This is a genomic window from Microbulbifer maximicatervae (SeqCode), from assembly GCF_056232625.1.
In genome coordinates this window covers 352,945-369,284 of record NZ_CP174324.1, presented here as the reverse complement: position 1 = coordinate 369,284, position 16,340 = coordinate 352,945, and the positions used below count along the sequence as shown (strand labels likewise).

The 16,340-nt window shown below is 43.7% G+C and carries 16 protein-coding genes; 12 read left to right on the top strand and 4 right to left on the bottom strand.

The genetic code is table 11. The features are described from left to right. The first annotated feature begins 153 nt into the window (after positions 1–153). The 8 genes from ACJJI6_RS01635 to ACJJI6_RS01600 all read left to right on the top strand — a co-directional run bounded on the left by ACJJI6_RS01635 (position 154) and on the right by ACJJI6_RS01600 (position 9,754). A complete protein-coding gene (locus tag ACJJI6_RS01635) occupies positions 154–1,131 on the top strand; it encodes a right-handed parallel beta-helix repeat-containing protein (RefSeq protein ID WP_413662582.1) in 978 nt (325 codons plus the stop codon). A gap of 500 nt (positions 1,132–1,631) precedes the next feature. Next, positions 1,632–2,585: a right-handed parallel beta-helix repeat-containing protein gene (locus ACJJI6_RS01630; RefSeq protein ID WP_444941319.1), complete on the top strand. Its 954-nt coding sequence runs from the start codon at positions 1,632–1,634 to the stop codon at positions 2,583–2,585. A gap of 402 nt (positions 2,586–2,987) precedes the next feature. Then, positions 2,988–3,872: a hypothetical protein gene (locus tag ACJJI6_RS01625; RefSeq protein WP_444916740.1), complete on the top strand. Its 885-nt coding sequence runs from the start codon at positions 2,988–2,990 to the stop codon at positions 3,870–3,872. A 389-nt stretch (positions 3,873–4,261) separates the two neighbouring features. After that, on the top strand, positions 4,262–5,680 hold the full coding sequence (locus ACJJI6_RS01620) for an alpha/beta hydrolase family protein (protein ID WP_475712291.1): 1,419 nt from the start codon (positions 4,262–4,264) through the stop codon (positions 5,678–5,680). A 59-nt stretch (positions 5,681–5,739) separates the two neighbouring features. Further along, positions 5,740–6,846 (top strand): sensor histidine kinase, encoded by a 1,107-nt coding sequence (locus tag ACJJI6_RS01615; RefSeq protein ID WP_444897835.1) that lies wholly within the window; start codon positions 5,740–5,742, stop codon positions 6,844–6,846. A 3-nt stretch (positions 6,847–6,849) separates the two neighbouring features. Further along, positions 6,850–7,566, top strand: coding sequence for a LytR/AlgR family response regulator transcription factor (locus ACJJI6_RS01610; RefSeq protein WP_475712290.1), 717 nt, complete (start codon positions 6,850–6,852; stop codon positions 7,564–7,566). A 283-nt stretch (positions 7,567–7,849) separates the two neighbouring features. Beyond that, positions 7,850–8,353 carry an ester cyclase gene (locus ACJJI6_RS01605; protein WP_475712289.1) on the top strand — a complete coding sequence of 168 codons (504 nt, stop codon included), beginning with the start codon at positions 7,850–7,852 and terminating at the stop codon, positions 8,351–8,353. Between the two features lie 117 nt (positions 8,354–8,470). Continuing rightward, positions 8,471–9,754 carry a phthiocerol/phthiodiolone dimycocerosyl transferase family protein gene (locus ACJJI6_RS01600; protein ID WP_475712288.1) on the top strand — a complete coding sequence of 428 codons (1,284 nt, stop codon included), beginning with the start codon at positions 8,471–8,473 and terminating at the stop codon, positions 9,752–9,754. A gap of 158 nt (positions 9,755–9,912) precedes the next feature. Here the strand turns inward: ACJJI6_RS01600 and ACJJI6_RS01595 are convergent, their stop codons facing one another. After that, a complete protein-coding gene (locus ACJJI6_RS01595) occupies positions 9,913–10,242 on the bottom strand; it encodes an SDR family NAD(P)-dependent oxidoreductase (RefSeq protein WP_475713430.1) in 330 nt (109 codons plus the stop codon). 320 nt (positions 10,243–10,562) lie between these two features. Here ACJJI6_RS01595 and ACJJI6_RS01590 point away from each other — a divergent pair, with 320 nt between their 5' ends. Then, the gene (locus ACJJI6_RS01590; protein WP_475712287.1) at positions 10,563–11,804 is read left to right on the top strand and encodes a patatin-like phospholipase family protein; all 1,242 of its coding nucleotides are present in this window, start codon (positions 10,563–10,565) and stop codon (positions 11,802–11,804) included. A 50-nt stretch (positions 11,805–11,854) separates the two neighbouring features. Here the strand turns inward: ACJJI6_RS01590 and ACJJI6_RS01585 are convergent, their stop codons facing one another. The 3 genes from ACJJI6_RS01585 to ACJJI6_RS01575 all read right to left on the bottom strand — a co-directional run bounded on the left by ACJJI6_RS01585 (position 11,855) and on the right by ACJJI6_RS01575 (position 15,027). Next, a complete protein-coding gene (locus ACJJI6_RS01585) occupies positions 11,855–13,582 on the bottom strand; it encodes a SulP family inorganic anion transporter (protein ID WP_475713429.1) in 1,728 nt (575 codons plus the stop codon). Positions 13,583–13,679: 97 nt separating this feature from the next. After that, complete coding sequence (locus ACJJI6_RS01580; RefSeq protein WP_444914228.1) at positions 13,680–14,093, bottom strand: protein tyrosine phosphatase family protein; 414 nt, start codon at positions 14,091–14,093, stop codon at positions 13,680–13,682. Positions 14,094–14,148: 55 nt separating this feature from the next. Beyond that, positions 14,149–15,027: an MBL fold metallo-hydrolase gene (locus ACJJI6_RS01575; RefSeq protein WP_444897842.1), complete on the bottom strand. Its 879-nt coding sequence runs from the start codon at positions 15,025–15,027 to the stop codon at positions 14,149–14,151. Between the two features lie 92 nt (positions 15,028–15,119). On the opposite strand from ACJJI6_RS01575, the gene ACJJI6_RS01570 reads away from it, so the two are divergent. From ACJJI6_RS01570 to ACJJI6_RS01560, 3 genes are read left to right on the top strand one after another with little or no spacing between them, the layout of a single operon-like run. After that, the gene (locus ACJJI6_RS01570) at positions 15,120–15,434 is read left to right on the top strand and encodes an ArsR/SmtB family transcription factor (protein WP_282932131.1); all 315 of its coding nucleotides are present in this window, start codon (positions 15,120–15,122) and stop codon (positions 15,432–15,434) included. Positions 15,435–15,438: 4 nt separating this feature from the next. After that, positions 15,439–15,882, top strand: coding sequence for a YeeE/YedE family protein (locus ACJJI6_RS01565; protein WP_444917680.1), 444 nt, complete (start codon positions 15,439–15,441; stop codon positions 15,880–15,882). Continuing rightward, a complete protein-coding gene (locus tag ACJJI6_RS01560) occupies positions 15,882–16,316 on the top strand; it encodes a DUF6691 family protein (protein WP_475712286.1) in 435 nt (144 codons plus the stop codon). Before ACJJI6_RS01565 ends, ACJJI6_RS01560 begins: the two co-directional genes overlap by 1 nt. Positions 16,317–16,340: the final 24 nt, after the last annotated feature.

Below are 16,340 nucleotides of genomic sequence, written 5' to 3'. Positions count from 1 at the left end.
AACTAAACCTCTTCCTTTGATTTATATATATTATTAACAAACAGAAAACAAAGCCGATAAATTCGATAGAATATCAACCGGAATAACTCACTTATTCCCCCCCCGAACATATGCCATCTATAAAAATTTAGTTTATCGACCTGGGAGTACCCCATGAAGAAGCCCAATTTAACGCTATTTCTCAGTCTATTATCTACCCTTGGATTACCTTTAGCCTCAAACAGTTTTGCTGTGAGCTGTGGCGACACGATTACTACCCAGGAATCCCTCACAGAAGATCTCTCTTGCGAAACCAATCCAGCCCTCACAATCGACGGCCCCGGTGGCGGGCTGAACTTAAATGGGTTTACTGTTACCTGTATAGAACCATTACATGAGGGCATCTATCTAACAGGGCTAGCTGCAAGCCTGTTTAATGGTGTAATAGACAATTGCAATGACTCAATAGCACTTACGGAAGATGGTGTTCATTTTGTCAGTGATATTGAGATTAACAATCTTGTAGGTGTGGGCGTACGTATTGAAAGTAACAGTAATTTTGTTACCGGCATCGTGATACCTTTTAATGGTACGCAATATGCAATAGGCATAGAAACAGCTAATCCCGCAAGCCTCAATCAGATCACTGGAAATTTTCTAGAGTTCCCGGGATTTTCAGGAATATATATAGAGGGGCGAAGCAATACAGTCACCGGAAATGAAATTCTTAACCCTGGTGATTTTGGCATAGCTCTTGATTCCGATGGAGGGAGCAACTTAATCCTACTTAACACTATAATCAGTGACAGTAAAGCGAGAATACTCAACACTCTCAATGGCGATGGAGATGTGGGAATATCTGTAAGTTCAGATTCAAATCTCATATCCCAAAACAGTATATCGAACAGCACCACTGGAATCAGAATCAATAACAGTGACAGCAATACAGTAAGCAGCAATGAAGCTGACAATAACATTGACTATGGCATAGTGATCGAGGGAACTAGCGCAGAATTCAATAACATTTTATCTAATACAGCCAATGACAATGGTATATTCGACCTTTACTCCCCTGATGATCCGAACTGCACATCTTCGAACAACTGGATTGGCAACATCTCTACAACCAACGATCCCAACTGTCTGGACTAAATATTCACTCGATTACATTCACACTCCCTAATGTACAAGCAATAGCTGAGTAGTATATCGCTGGCTGACAAATAGCATAAATAATCAGGGAGCCTCTGAATAGCTCCGTGATGCCTCTTGCCATGCAGAGCGGTCAACAATCAAGGCGTTGTTGCGTAGGGATGTCTAGACCTTTCAAGAAGTCGCAACGCGAAGTGTGAATCGCTTTGTATGTCAAGAGATAAAAACTTCAACCATCCTGCCTGTCTATACCTAAACAACCCCAACAATAAATAGCGCCCTAGAACAGACAAACATCCCACTTAAATGCGTAATAATAAATTCATTATTAGAAATAGCCCTTAAGCCCTCCTCTATCATTTAAATTAAGTATTATTAAAAATCATTAAAACAACTAAATATTACAGGGGGAACACTGATCTATCCTCACGAGATTCACCCGGACTAAAAAACTGCCTATCTAAGGTATCCGCAATAATTACTGACATGGTACAAACCCTATGAGAAAACTAACAATAGCCCTTTGTTACATCCTTTTAACAACCGCCGCAATATCAACCTCTCTTAATAGCTATGCCGTTACCTGCGGAGGCGTTATCACTACACAGGAAACACTAACTGAAGATTTAAATTGCACTACAAATTTTGCATTCCTAATTGAGGGCCCATTAGGCGGCCTTAATATGAATGGCTTTACCGTTACATGCCCACTCACAGCAAATAATGGCATACAACTTCGTGGCTTTTCTGCAAGCATAAGCTCTGGGACTGTTGAAAATTGTAATAATAGCATTACATTATTAGGGGATGGATCCCACCAGGTTATCGACATTGATATTGTTAACCCTACCTCAACTGCATTATTTGTTAGAAGCGATCACAACTTTATCTCCGGTGTTCAGATACAGTCGAACGTCCCAGACTCTAACTTTGGTATACGAATTGAAAACAATGATTTCAACCAGGTTTTCGGAAATACTGTTGATGGTATGGATAACGTTGGCGTGCAAATAGAGGGGTCTTCAAATAGTGTTTCTGGCAATATAATCACCAACACCTCTGACACTAATGGCTCTGGTGTTGGTATATCTATTGAACCTCCTGGCAGCTCCAACATAGTTACATCAAACATTATCGATCAGAGTGCAGGTGAAGGCATATTAACATTTGAATCAGATTCAAACCTTATATCTCAAAATGTAGTAACAAACAGTCTAACCGGCATCGCGATTGATAATGCAGATAGCAATACAGTCACTATAAATAGCGTTAGCGATAATACGGATTATGGAATATCTATTGAGGATGCAAATGCTAGTGGCAATAACATTTTATCTAACTCATCGCTAAACAATGGGATTTTTGACCTTTACTCCCCCGATGATCCAAGCTGCACCGCCAATACTTGGTTAGGTAATACTTTTGTTACCAGCGACCCTTCATGCCTGAATTGAGCGAAAAGATTACTCAATCGAAGGTTTAGTTTGAAGACGATAATAAAGCTCCATATCGTCTTCTTACATAATTACCAACGCAACTTTAGGATTTACATTGAATTGGAATGCTACGCCTTTATCAACAGCATCACTATTTATTTATCAGTTTTTTAACAAAAATAAGTAAAACCTCCCATTAAACTAATGTCCCACTAAATCAGCACTTACCTCTCATAGCGCCTATCTAGGCCATCTATCAAACTCATACTTGTATCAACCCCATTCACAAGGAGTACGTGCCAGATTGTCGGCCAAGTTCCGACGATTAGGCTAGTGAACGGTGATTGATACGACCTCAACCTTGAAAATGCAATGGAAAACGACATTGGTCGTACAGTCTCATCACTAAAGGAGTTACTGATGAAGAATATTGCACCTCTAGCCGCCAGTATTGCCCTGGCAATCATTAGCCAGGGCGCTATCGCCGACACCAATACTGCAACGGTTTACCAAGAAGGTCTTGGGAACACTGCAACAGCTGATCAAAGTGATCCAACCGCCACAAACAATACCATCGATCAAACTCAGATCGGTGATAACAACACCAGCTATGCGGAGCAATCCGCTAACAGTGATGGTGGCACGATTATTCATAACCAAACTGGCGATATGAATACCGCCGAGTCCTATCAGGATAACTCTGTAGGCGCCTATATCGAGATCAATCAAGGAGACAACAATCAGTACGTCTTCACTCTCCAGTCATTTGTTGACGGTAGCACCATGTCCATTACCCAAGATGGAGATGGCCACAGTGCAACCTTAACTCAAACCAATAGTACCGATGATGTTATTGTGGTGACTCAAGCTGGGGTAAACCAAACTGCATTTGTTACCCAAACACTGACGTCAAATAGTGAAGTCTATGTAGATCAGCTCGGCGACTCCAACCTGGCGACCCACAATCAAGTCAATGGAGACTCCAACTACTCCTCCTCATATCAGGACGGTACTACCAATACCCTTAATGTGATTCAAACCAACGATGATCACGAGAGCAGTCTCTGGCAAATTGGCGACAACAATGTTGCCATTCATAACCAGACGGGTTCAGATCACTACGCACTGACTGAGCAGCTCGGAACTTCCAACTTTGCCAATATTACGGCAACAGGTATTGGTTCTTCCGCTCAAACTTACCAAAATGGTGTGGGTAACGCCCAGACAACAACACAAATTGGCGATGCGCAATCTGCTTTTGCCAATCAAACCGGAAACGCAAACGTAGGTGTGATTCTACAGTAAACGCTTCATCTCGCAGTGCTGCCCATAAATGGGCAGCACCCATGGACTCATTAGCACCGAAAGACCATCTTCCAAAGAGTTATTTCCGAACTAACTCTTCCCTTACATCCACATACCTAGGAATAACCCAAGTTCTTTACCAACTTATATAGGCGATTTCGTGTTCGTCATAGATACAATCCGCACCGTTAGTTAGTCTCTCCGTCCCATCTATCAGGATAAGTCGCCTCTATCTGATAACGTACCCCCACGCCTAACTAGACAAAGGATAGCCAAGACTTCCTCGCCGTTCAGCAGCCCTATTCGCCACTTATCCTAATTTTTATCCAGAAGAAAAAGATAGCTCTAAGATGGCAAGCATTCAGCAGGTGAACACAGAGAGAATAGTTATGCGATATATTCAAACTAGATATTCAAAGACCAACGCAAAGTTAAAGGCGCTCTTCGTAGCCGCCGGCCTGTTTTCTACTACAGCAAGTGCTAGTGGCATCGATGGGGAATGGAAGGCCACTATTCAAACAGAGAGTGACAAGGTGCTTCCGATTGTCCTCCATATTGATCAGGACAACGGCAAATGGACGGGGGTACTGGATAGCCCCTCACAAAAGACCTATGGCATAGAGATGTCATCACTGGAAGTTATCGGCAACAATATATCCTTCGAAATTGAGGACTTAGGACTCAGTTACGAGGGGGCGTACAACCCAGTAGTTGAGCTTATGTTCGGTTCATTTACTCAAGGGAAGTCACTGTCTCTTAACTTCAGAAAGATAAGTACTGTTCAGCCGGAGAATTGTCCACAGACACCAACAGGCCCCTACCCCTATACTATTGAAGAGGTAAGTTTTAAAAGTACAATCACAAATAATATAATCTCTGGGACACTAACCAAACCAAACTCAAGGATAAAAGCCACCGCGATCCTGATTAGTGGTTCGGGGCCGCAAGACCGGGATGAAACCGCATTCGGCCATAAGGCATTTGCGGTAATTGCCGACGATTTAACCCGGCAAGGGTACGCCGTATTACGTTATGATGAACGAGGAATTGGTGACTCTACCGGGAGTTTCTCCACGGCAACTACCGAAGATTTTGCCAATGATACCAGTGCAATTGTGGATTATCTGAACAGTCGTAACGATCTCCCCAAGGGTAAAACGGGCTTGATTGGGCACAGCGAGGGGGGGATGATTGCCCCCATGGTAGCCAGCAATCGTGATGATATTGCGTTTACAATTCTTCTCGGCGGCCCAGGGGTTAAAATGCAACAGCTCTTTTTCGACCAGTGGCACAGGGATAGAAAGCACAGCGGTGTGACTGAGAAAAACCTACAAGAGTTACGCAAGCTTGATAAAATTATTTTTGAACAATTTGCTCGTCTTCCCATAGGGGGAACTATCAGTGATGGCTTACATCAAGCTCTTCATAAGAGTGTTAAACTCGAAGGCTTGGAAGGAGGCAAACTGGAAGCTCAAGTTGAGGTACTTAAGAAACAGTATTCCACCCCTTGGTTTCGTTATGCATTGAACTTCAACCCTGAGCCCTATTTAGAGGGTACAAAATGTCCTATTTTGGCTCTTAACGGCTCACTGGATTTTCAAGTTGATGCGGAAATGAACTTAGGCAATATAGAAAAGGTGTTGAGTAAATCCAATCATAAGGATTATGAAATTATTGAACTCGATAAAATGAATCATCTCTTTCAAACAGCCGAAACCGGCAGCTATGCCGAGTATGCGGAAATAGAGGAAACCTTTTCCCCTATTGCCCTCGAGATGATGTCAACCTGGCTGAACGAGAGATTCTGATTTTAACTAAACTCTGTGGCCCCAGAACAAGGGGCCATTTTATTAACATGTATTAATTTATGAAGTTACTGAAGTCCCCCGCACCTACGACAAAATTCTTAGCGTATCATTTTGGCGGCTGGCTAATATTCGCCCTAGTGAACTCCATTTCTCGCGGATTACTTACCGATGAAAATTTTGAGCAACTCGCCATACATGCACTCACCCTGATATTAACCTGCGGAGCTTTAACACTAATCATCAGAGAAATGATTTATCGCTTTGACCTCTTAGATAAAAACTGGAGGCAACAGTGGCCCTACTTTTTTCTATCCTCAATCTCACTTGCATTTACCTGTGCCTATATTTCAGTTATTTTTCTATTCTCATATTATAATTTAATGGGGTATGCCATTCCCGAATCAATTTGGCACAACGTACTTGGCAACTGGCTTATCATGACTATTTTATTAGTAAGCTGGACCCTGATTTATGTTACAGCAGTTAATCAAGACCGTTTACTCAAAGCTGAACAGGAAGCCATTCAACTTAACCTACAGCTCAATGAGGTTAAAATGGCAGCACTTATGGGGCAGCTTAACCCACATTTCCTTTTCAATGGACTAAACAATATCCGGGCCTTAATTCTCGAGGATGCTACTAAATCAAGAACGATGCTGACAAACCTCTCTGATCTACTGAGATACACATTGATGGCACATAAACAGAAAACCGTGCCACTCAGAGATGAGCTGGAAATTGTTTGTCAATATATTGACCTCCTCAAAATACAATATGAAGATCGTTTGACTTTCAACTTGATAACTGATCCGGAATTGATGGGAGAACGAATCCCTCCTCTTATTATCCAACTGCTCACAGAAAATGCGATACGCCACGGAATTGAAAAGTCCAAGCATGGCGGTGAAGTAACCATAAGAGTATCCCATGAAGAGGAACACCTAGTCATCACGGTAGCTAACCCAGGGACCTTAGAACTAAACGCACCTCTAGAAACAAAGCCCAGCAAAAAGAAAAATGAAAATACCGGATTGGGGCTAGCTAATATAAAAAAACGATTGACTCTTCAATATGGTAACAACACATCCTTCCAGATAAAGCAACAAGGGCAGCAAGTTATTGCCCAATGTCATATTCCTACTTCATCTCTACAGTTGGCGGTATAATAAGTGAAAGCCATTATTATTGAAGATTCCAGACTCGCTCGCAATGAATTGAGAGAGCTGTTAAAGCCTCACAAAAATATAAATTTAGTTGCAGAGGCAAAAGATTGTGAGCAGGCAGTTTCTCTGATTTTAAAAGAACAACCAGACTTACTTTTTTTAGACATTAATCTACCAGATGGGACAGGCTTCGATATACTAGAACAGCTTGAAACTGCACCCCTAGTTATTTTCACAACGGCTTATGACGAATACGCCATACAAGCATTCGAAGTCAACGCATTAGACTACCTTCTCAAACCAATCAACCCGGAAAAATTAAAGCGAGCGCTTAACAAAACACTAAATGATTCTCCTTTACAGGATGATAATCACTCATCGAACTACCTAGACACCAACAACAAGATCTTTATCAAGGACGGAGAGCGCTGCTGGCTAATAGAAATAGGAAATATCCGTTATTTTGAAAACTGTGGAAATCATGCCCAAGTATTCTTTGATAACAACAAGCCGTTTATTTATAAATCATTATCTAAAATTGAACAGCGTCTAAATCCTGAGGTTTTCTTTCGCGCCAACCGCCAGCAAATCATAAACCTGAATTTTATTCAGGATATTCAACCATGGGTCAATAGTGGACTACTAATAACAATGACCGATGGAAAAGAAATAGAGGCTGCAAGACGCCCCGCTACTCGCTTACGGGAAATGCTAAGTTTGTAGGTCGGCCGTATAACCTGCTGCCAGGTACCATGCTGGCAGCAGCACCTCTATTACTCACCTCGCATAAATACTCTTCCGCTAATCTGAAACATCAATTTTAGTGGCATACTTTTAATCCAGTAAAGTCTAAAGATGGACAGCTTGCCAAACTACCTGAATATCGATTCACCTTATTGAATATGTGTCCATAATAGGAGATGACACAATTCTTTACTCATTTTCAATGTCGTTTACAAGACGCCCTGAAACACACCCATAATTTATGTAGAAAGGAATCTATCAAATGTTCAAACGAGCTTCCTGTTTGGTTTTAACAGCCCTTTTATTCAGTATCACCAATTTGGTGGCGGCACAGCCAAATAACTTAGATGAGAATAAAAAACTCGCAATGCAAGCTGTGGGGTTGTGGCTAAGCGGAAATAAGATAGATCCCAAGACAATTTTATCTCCTGACTATATAAACAACCTGGATTCTGCGACAACGGATAGCGCAGGCCCACAAAAGCGTAACCTCAAACAATTTGAACAAGAAGTGGCTAAGTTTCACAAAGCTTTCAAAGACATCAAAGCGGTCAGTACCAAGCAAGTAGCTGAAGGAGATCTAGTCGCAACCCATGTTACAGTCAGCGCTAATCATGTCGGCTCATTTATGGGGGAAACTCCAACCAAAAAAACAATCACCTGGGATGCCGTGGAATTCTCCAAGATTCAGAACGGCAAAATAGTCGAAGCTTGGGTCACTTGGGACAAATATGGATTCCTAAAGCAGCTTGGTGCACTGAAGTAGTCAATTGCGGAGTAATACTATCCTTGACAGCAAGTCAGGATACATTCCCGCATACGGCATTCATGCTGCTCTGAACCCAAACAATCAAGATCGTCGATATTTTGGTCGGTGTCTTATATGAGTTTAGAAACTCCATCTCGAGAACTTGGCCCCCAAGAGGCCTTGTTTATAGAGATGACAAGACTCTCCTATGGTGGCTTACAATTTGTTTCTTTCATTAGAGTCTGCAAATCGTTAAGTGTTGACACTTTACGCACAGGATTAGAGTACCTACACAAACGCCACCCTCTTCTACGCGCTCGTATCCAAAGAGGGGAAAAACTTCGCTGGATTTGCGACGTTGACTTTAATGATATCCCATTAAATATAAGCCAAGTTAGTGACACTCTCAATTTAGAGGATGAGTTTAGAGTTCACGGCATAAACTGCCTGGACAGTGAAAAATATGTATACAGCATAAAGCTATACCTCAATAAAGAAGGTCTCGTAGAGTGGATTTCCGTCATCAATATACATGCGGCATTTGATGGCAGATCAGTAATGACTATATTTTCAGACTTAGACAAATTCCTGCGATCTAACGAAACACTTGAACAGGCCAAGTCACTTCCACTACAAGAGAGCATTGCGAGCCAGCTAGAGTCAGCTGGATATTTTGGAGAAAAGGGAGTTGAACATAAGAACACTGACGATTTCATCTGGCCGGTAGAAAAGCAAGCCGCTCCCAATGAGCGCAAGTCCTGTGCAATTTCATATCTTATGTCGCCAGAAAGAACTAAAAAACTCGCTAATTGGGGCAAGAGTAACGGCATAAAAATTACTGCAATTTACTGTGCCATTGCATCTATTGCTGCACGAGCAGTACCTATTGACAAAAAATTAACAGAAGTAATTTTATCGATGGATGCCAGAAGGCTATGCTCCCCGAACATTCCCATAGGGCATATTGGAGCCTTTTCCGAAACCGCTAGCTTGAAGCTCCCCCCAAATATAGAGTCTGCCAATGTTATTGATGTTGCCAAAATGCTACAAAAGCAAATCTTTTCGGTACTGCTCAAGCAGAGGCCTATGACAAAAAATCTCAGCTCAGACTATACGATGAGCGATATAACTCATATGGCTTCAGAGATAACAGCCCAACAAAAGTCCTTTCCAGCAGGGATTATTGTATCCAACGCAGGCAGCATACCTCTTTTAGCCGATGAAATGGAGTATTTTGAAATTCAGATGCCGATGATCACTCTAACTAACGGTATTAACCCATTAATGGCTGCTACCTTTACCACTTACCGTAATTCAGTCTTTGTTTTTGGGTATTGTGAACCATTGATTAGCAGACATAGTATTGATTTATTTGTTAATGAATATATGCGTATATTAAATGGCCTTATTTCGGAATAGCATTCCATACAAGCAAATACTTTAAGCAAACAACCCTAAAATGGAAACCCTGAAAGCAGCCATTAAAAAATTAACTCTTATACAAACAAGCACCTCGCAAACTCGCTAAAAATCAACTTGTTTTTTGAATTGCCAAGCAACTATTTATATTAGCAAAGCTACTTAACCTGGAACATATTGCTCATCCCATAAGCTGAATAAATTTTTTGCATCATCTCTTCTGTGACTTTGTTGATTTTCCCAATGGTGGAATTTAATCCTGTACCATCAACAGTTGCTCTAAATGAATGTTTACCAGGCTGAACAATCAGAGACTGAATGCCAAATTGAGCCAACTCTACGCGGTAGTTTTCTGCGATTCCCTCTATCGCGTGCTTGGTAGTATTATATGAGCCAATAAAAGGTAATACGAATTCCCCCAAAATACTTGATATCTGGACAATAGCTCCACTACCACGCTGTTTCATTTGCTGCAAGACCGCATGAATTAGTTGTTACAATCCAAACACATTAATTTCAAAAACCAAGATACATAATCTAGCTGCATTACTTCCGCTAGATATCATTGCATATGCTATATCAATAGAAAGGCGGAGCTTACCAGCGTCGGATTTCGAGACAAGTCACCACCACCTAGAACAATTACACTTTCTACTTAAGCTCCGTGTAAACTCCTTACTATATTGCTTATAGATTTTGTTTTATTACCATTCAGTCTTTGAAGATATAAAATAAAAGTTAATATAACATTGGGAGTTTGTCTCTAAAAAGGCAAAATCCATAAGGAATAGATGGTTTTGGGTACAACATGGCAAGTAAGTTCAACGCCTCTTTCAAAAAGACTATTATTGCACTTGTGTATATTGCTGTTGGTTATGCTTTTTTCGCCTACGTTTATAACAATTTTTTTACGCAAACAACCACATTCCCCCGAGAGTCGGTCACGTATGATCTTACTCACAATACCGATTATCTCCAGCAAAAAGACACGATTAATATCCTCGTCATAGCAGGCGGAGGAGTCAGAGGCTTAATTCCTCTACATGTACTGCAGTATATTGAAGACAAATTGGGGAAGCCCCTTGATCAGGTGTTCGACGTTTTTTCAGGGGTTTCCACTGGAGCAATTATCGCAACAGGCCTCAATATTCCTGATGAAGCTATTCCCACCAGAAACGGGCAAAAGCTTTCCCATCTCGACTATCTGGTTGATATCTATGAGAACGAAGTAAACTACCTTTTCTCTCCTCCTTGGTATCACAAGTTCCTAACCGCAGGCGGTCTGTTTTCACCTTCTTATTTTGGCAGCCGATTACATGAGGTAATGGAAAAACATTATACTAAAGACCTTAACTTTACTGAACTTGAGAACTACGTAATCATTCCTTCTTTAAACTTAAAGGACGGACAGATACATCTTTTCAAGAACAAAGGTGAGACGGTTAATTATCTCCCCACCGATCGGCTTTATCAATTAATGACAGCCGCGGTAAGTGCTGAAACTGCTTTTCCACCTGTCGTATTCAATTATTCGGAAGATGAAGGTATCCAGCATTGCGAGCCTGAATTTGCAGAATCGGAAAACGAATCCCAATGTGTGTTTGCAGATGCAGCTATAGCTATGAACAACCCGGCCAGTATGATTCTTCGAGATGTTATCAACGAATTTCCCGATAAAAATTACTACATCCTGGTATTAGGTGCTGGCAGCCCTCGACTCCTTAGCTCAACAACAAACTACGACACATTGAAAAACTGGGGACAAATAAACTGGTTTCGAGATGCATTAACAAATATGCAGCGCTCAATGGATACACACCAGCTCCATACACTGGAAATTGCAAAGTCTTTATCTGAAGAAGGGAGGATAGAATACGACTATCTAAATATCGAAATTCGAGAGCCTTTTATCGGCATATTTGAGCATAAGAAGCTCCCAAAGTTAAAGGACTATTCGGACCAACTAATCAAAGACAATCAGGCCCAAATCGATCTAATTATCGACCATTTAAAAAGTGAGAGCATTAAAAATTCAAGTGATAAGTCTTGACAGGTGACTCTTAAATCAACATGGGGGAAACCTAGAAGGTTTCCAGGCATCTATGTGTTACCTCCTTGCCCTACCTGTATATTTACAAATGCCTGGTACTGACTTAAAAATACTTCGCCAGAGAGCTTTTGTAAAAAGCTACTTTTCTCCAAACGATCCATCACCGGACCTTTAACTTCAGAAAGATGAAGTCGAACACCTCTATTAAGTAAGATACTGTTTATACTTTCCAGTACTTCCAAGGCACTCCAATCAATTTCATTAACGGCACTACACATCAATATAATATTCTTGACCTTGGAATTACCTGCTAGACGGGTATAAATACGCTCTTCCAATGTACTTATATTAGAGAACATCAGACGGCCATCTACTCTAAAAGTAAGAATCTCAGAAGCAGTTTTAACTGGGTGTCGATCTATATTGCGGAAATGCTCAGTGCCTTCGATTAATCCTACCTCTGCAATATGAGGCTTTGATGCGCGCCAAATGAATAATAGTAGCGATGCCCCCACTCCACAGAGCACGCCCGACTCAACGCCAAATAATAGAGTAACGAAGATTGTCACCGCTACAGCAAGAAAATCCGCCTTGGAAAATTGCCAAGTTTTACGCAAGATAGAAAAATCTACCAGTGAAAGTACTGCAACAATAATAGTGGCAGCGAGAGTAGCTTTCGGAAGAAAATATAGTGGTGACGTTAGAAAAAGAGCCGTGAATCCAATGCCCATTGCGGTAAATAGGCTGGCAAACTGTGTTTGTGCTCCCGCGTCAGCATTTACAACTGAGCGTGAGAAGCCGCCACTTACCGGAAATCCGCCAGAAAAACCTGCCCCAACATTTGCAAATCCTAAAGCCACTAGCTCTTGGTTGGAATCAATTCTTTGTCTACGTTTTGTGGCTAAAGTCTTTGCCACGGATATCGATTCTACATAGCCGATGATAGCAATCATTAGCGCAGGTAACGCAAGTGACTCAAATAGGGAAAGCGACAGCTTTGGCAAGGTAAATTGAGGCAGCCCCGAAGGAACACTGCCAACAAGGGCTACTCCCCATGCTTCAAGGTTAAAAGTATATGAGAAGTACACGGTTATCAGCACTGCTACTGCGGGGGATGACTTAGACAGAAGATTAGCGGTATCAGCTGTAATTCCTAATCTTTGCAATAGTTTTGCCGCACAAGCTCTAGATAGGTATAGAAATAGCACCACCCCCAAACCGACTAACAAGGTCAACTGATTATAGCCACCCAAGTTTTCAAACAAGCCAGGTAACAACTCTAATATTGTATCTCCATGAACCGATAGCCCCAGCAATTGGGTAACCTGATTAAGTGCAATTAATAATGCAGAGGCAGTTATAAAGCCAGAGATTACCGGGTGTGATAAAAAGTTAGCGAGAAAACCTAACTTTAATATACCTAATACGGTGAGAATTCCCCCGGACAAGAGCGCCAATATCGCTGCTGCAGTGAGGTAGTCTACCTCACCGCTCGCTGTTACCTTTCCAAGAGCAGCGGCGCTCATTAAGGAGATTACCGCTACAGGTCCTACGGATAGTGTTTGACTGCTGCCTAACAGGCCATAGACTAGCAGCGGAACAATACTCGCATAGAGGCCCACCTCAGGTGGCAATCCTGCAAGCAAAGCGTAAGCAAGGGACTGGGGAATAAGGAGCACGGTAACAATTGAAGCCGCCAGTAGGTCCTGGGTTAGCAGCTGCCGATTATAGGAGTGAATAGTTGCCAGAATGGGAAACCATCTGGTGAGATGCTGCATCGCCATGATCTGTTTTCCGCTCTGGCCTTACGGCCTGAGTTCTATCACCTTAAAAGAAGGGTTTGAATTGCAGCACCGAAAGTGCTGCATTTTAGAGCTAGGGTTCAATCGATATCAGCACTGCACCAATATCGAATCCTGCGGCCTGGGCCTGGGAGTTGAGCTGCTTTTTATCTGCCCCCATCAGGACCTTAGCGCCGGCCCATACCTGGCTGGAACGATTACCCGTCCGGCAAAACGCGTGCACTTTGTCTCCTTCCTGTAAAACATCACGAAATGCCTCGCAGTGATTTCGCATCATACGTCCGCGAGTAAAAGGAATAGCCACAAATTTAATGCCCACCGCCAATGCGGCCTGCTCCATTTCCACGTAGGAGGGGTGAGTTTCACTCTCACCTTCCGGGCAATTGCATACTACAACTTGTACCCCACTCTGAGCCAATGGCACCATACTTTCACAGGCTATATGCTCAGAAACGCTCACCTGTTCATCTAATTGTTTAATATTCATTGTCACCTCAGTTCTATGCATTCAACTGAATAAATATATCGATCAATAATTTCGTCTAAAGCTGATTAAGCGGCACTTTCAAATAAACCGTACCATTCGATTCTGCCGGGGGCATTTGCCCCGCTCGAATATTCACCTGCACAGACGGTACTATCAGCCGCGGCACAGATAAAGTGGCATCGCGCTTGCGGCGCACCGCGACAAAATCTTCCTCGGCAACCCCATCGCGCAAATGAATATTCTCCCTGCGTTGCTCTCCCACGCTGGTCTCACACTGATAGCCCCGCTTACCTTTAGGCGGGTAGTCGTGACACATAAACATGCGGGTTTGGTCGGGAAGGGACAAGATCTTACGCACTGAGCGATACAGCTCTGACGCATCGCCGCCGGGGAAGTCACATCGCGCACTGCCAACATCCGGCATAAATAAGGTATCGCCAACAAAAAGCGCATCGCCGATTAGCCAGGCCATATCTGCGGGGGTGTGGCCGGGACTGTAAATCACTTTCGCTGTCAGCTTACCCACCTGGAAAGTCTCACCATCCTTAAAGAGATGATCAAACTGACTGCCATCTGCCAGGAACTCCCGCTCAAGGTTAAATACATCGCGGAAGATTTTCTGCACCTGGCAAATGTGTTCACCGATTCCGATACGTCCACCCAATTGCTGGCGTAAAAACGGTGCCGCTGATAAGTGGTCAGCATGGGCATGAGTCTCCAGTATCCACTCCAGAGTCAGGTCTTTCTCTTGAATAAATGACACCAGCTCCTCAGCACCTCGGCTACTGGTGCGACCCGAGGCTGAATCAAAATTCAGCACAGAGTCCACAATAGCGGCGGAACCCCCTTCCCTGTCGTACACCACATAGCTCCAGGTTTCTGTATCCCGATCCAGGAACGGCTGTACTCGGGCACAGTGTTCTTCGTGAGCCATCTTCTGCTCTCCCGTATTCACTACACCAACAATATACAATGTGATATTATATAAAACAATATATTGTAATTGTGTAAATTGATTTAGTTCCTATGCCTGATACTGAACATCTCGATCTCAACAAAATGCGCGATTCCGCTGGCCAGGCGGCAGCGATGCTGCGCTCCCTGGCCAATCAGGACCGCTTGCTACTTCTATGTCAGCTCAGCCAGGAAGAGTTAAATGTAGGCGAATTGGAAGAGCGCCTGGGTATTCATCAACCAAGCCTGTCCCAACAACTGGGTGTCCTCCGACGCGAAGGCCTGGTCGAAACACGCCGCGAGGGAAAAAACGTCTTCTACCGGGTTGCAGACCCGCGAGTACTCGCCCTGCTGCAAACCCTTTACCAGCTCTACTGTGCGGAGTAATCCCATGACCATCGATTGGACCGCTTTCACCCCGGGCACTTCACTCGCCGGGGGGCTGCTGATTGGCCTTGCCAGTGCCGCTTTACTCGCCTTTAACGGTCGTATCGCAGGTATCTCTGGCATCATTGGCGGACTGCTTGACCAAATCCAGGGCTCCCTATGGCGCCTGGCCTTTATCGGGGGGCTATTGATAAGCCCTCTTGCCTGGAAAATCTTTGCAGCAGTGCCCGACATTGATATCCAGGCAGGTTATCCCACCTTAATTGCAGCGGGATTACTGGTGGGCCTGGGCACGCGGATGGCTTCCGGTTGTACCAGTGGCCATGGTGTTTGCGGCTTGTCCCGACTCTCCACTCGCTCGCTAACCGCCACCCTGATATTTATGGCCGCGGGCTTCGCAACCGTGTTTCTAATGCGACACCTCCTGATCGGCCAGCTGGGGCAATGATGATGAAAACCAATATCAGCGCACTTTTGGCCGGGCTCACTTTCGGCCTGGGTTTATTGCTCTCCGGTATGGCCAACCCGGAGAAAGTCATCGGCTTCCTCGATCTAGCCGGCGCCTGGGACCCCTCTCTGGGACTGGTGATGTTTGGCGCTATCGCTGTGGGCCTGCCACTATTCCATTTCATCAGACGGCGAGGACTGTCTATCTGGAAGCAACCGCTTCACCTGCCGGCAAGTAACCGGGTTGATCGCCGCTTGGTATTGGGCAGCCTTCTATTTGGCGCCGGCTGGGGGCTGGCGGGGTTTTGCCCCGGACCGGCGATTGTCGCTACCGGGGCGGGACAACTTAAAGCGGTAATTTTTGTACTCGCCATGCTCACGGGTATGGGGATATTCCAACTCTTCGGGATCAAGCGCACTGCCGCAGTGGAGTAACTTGCGCTCAAGCACAACGGTGAG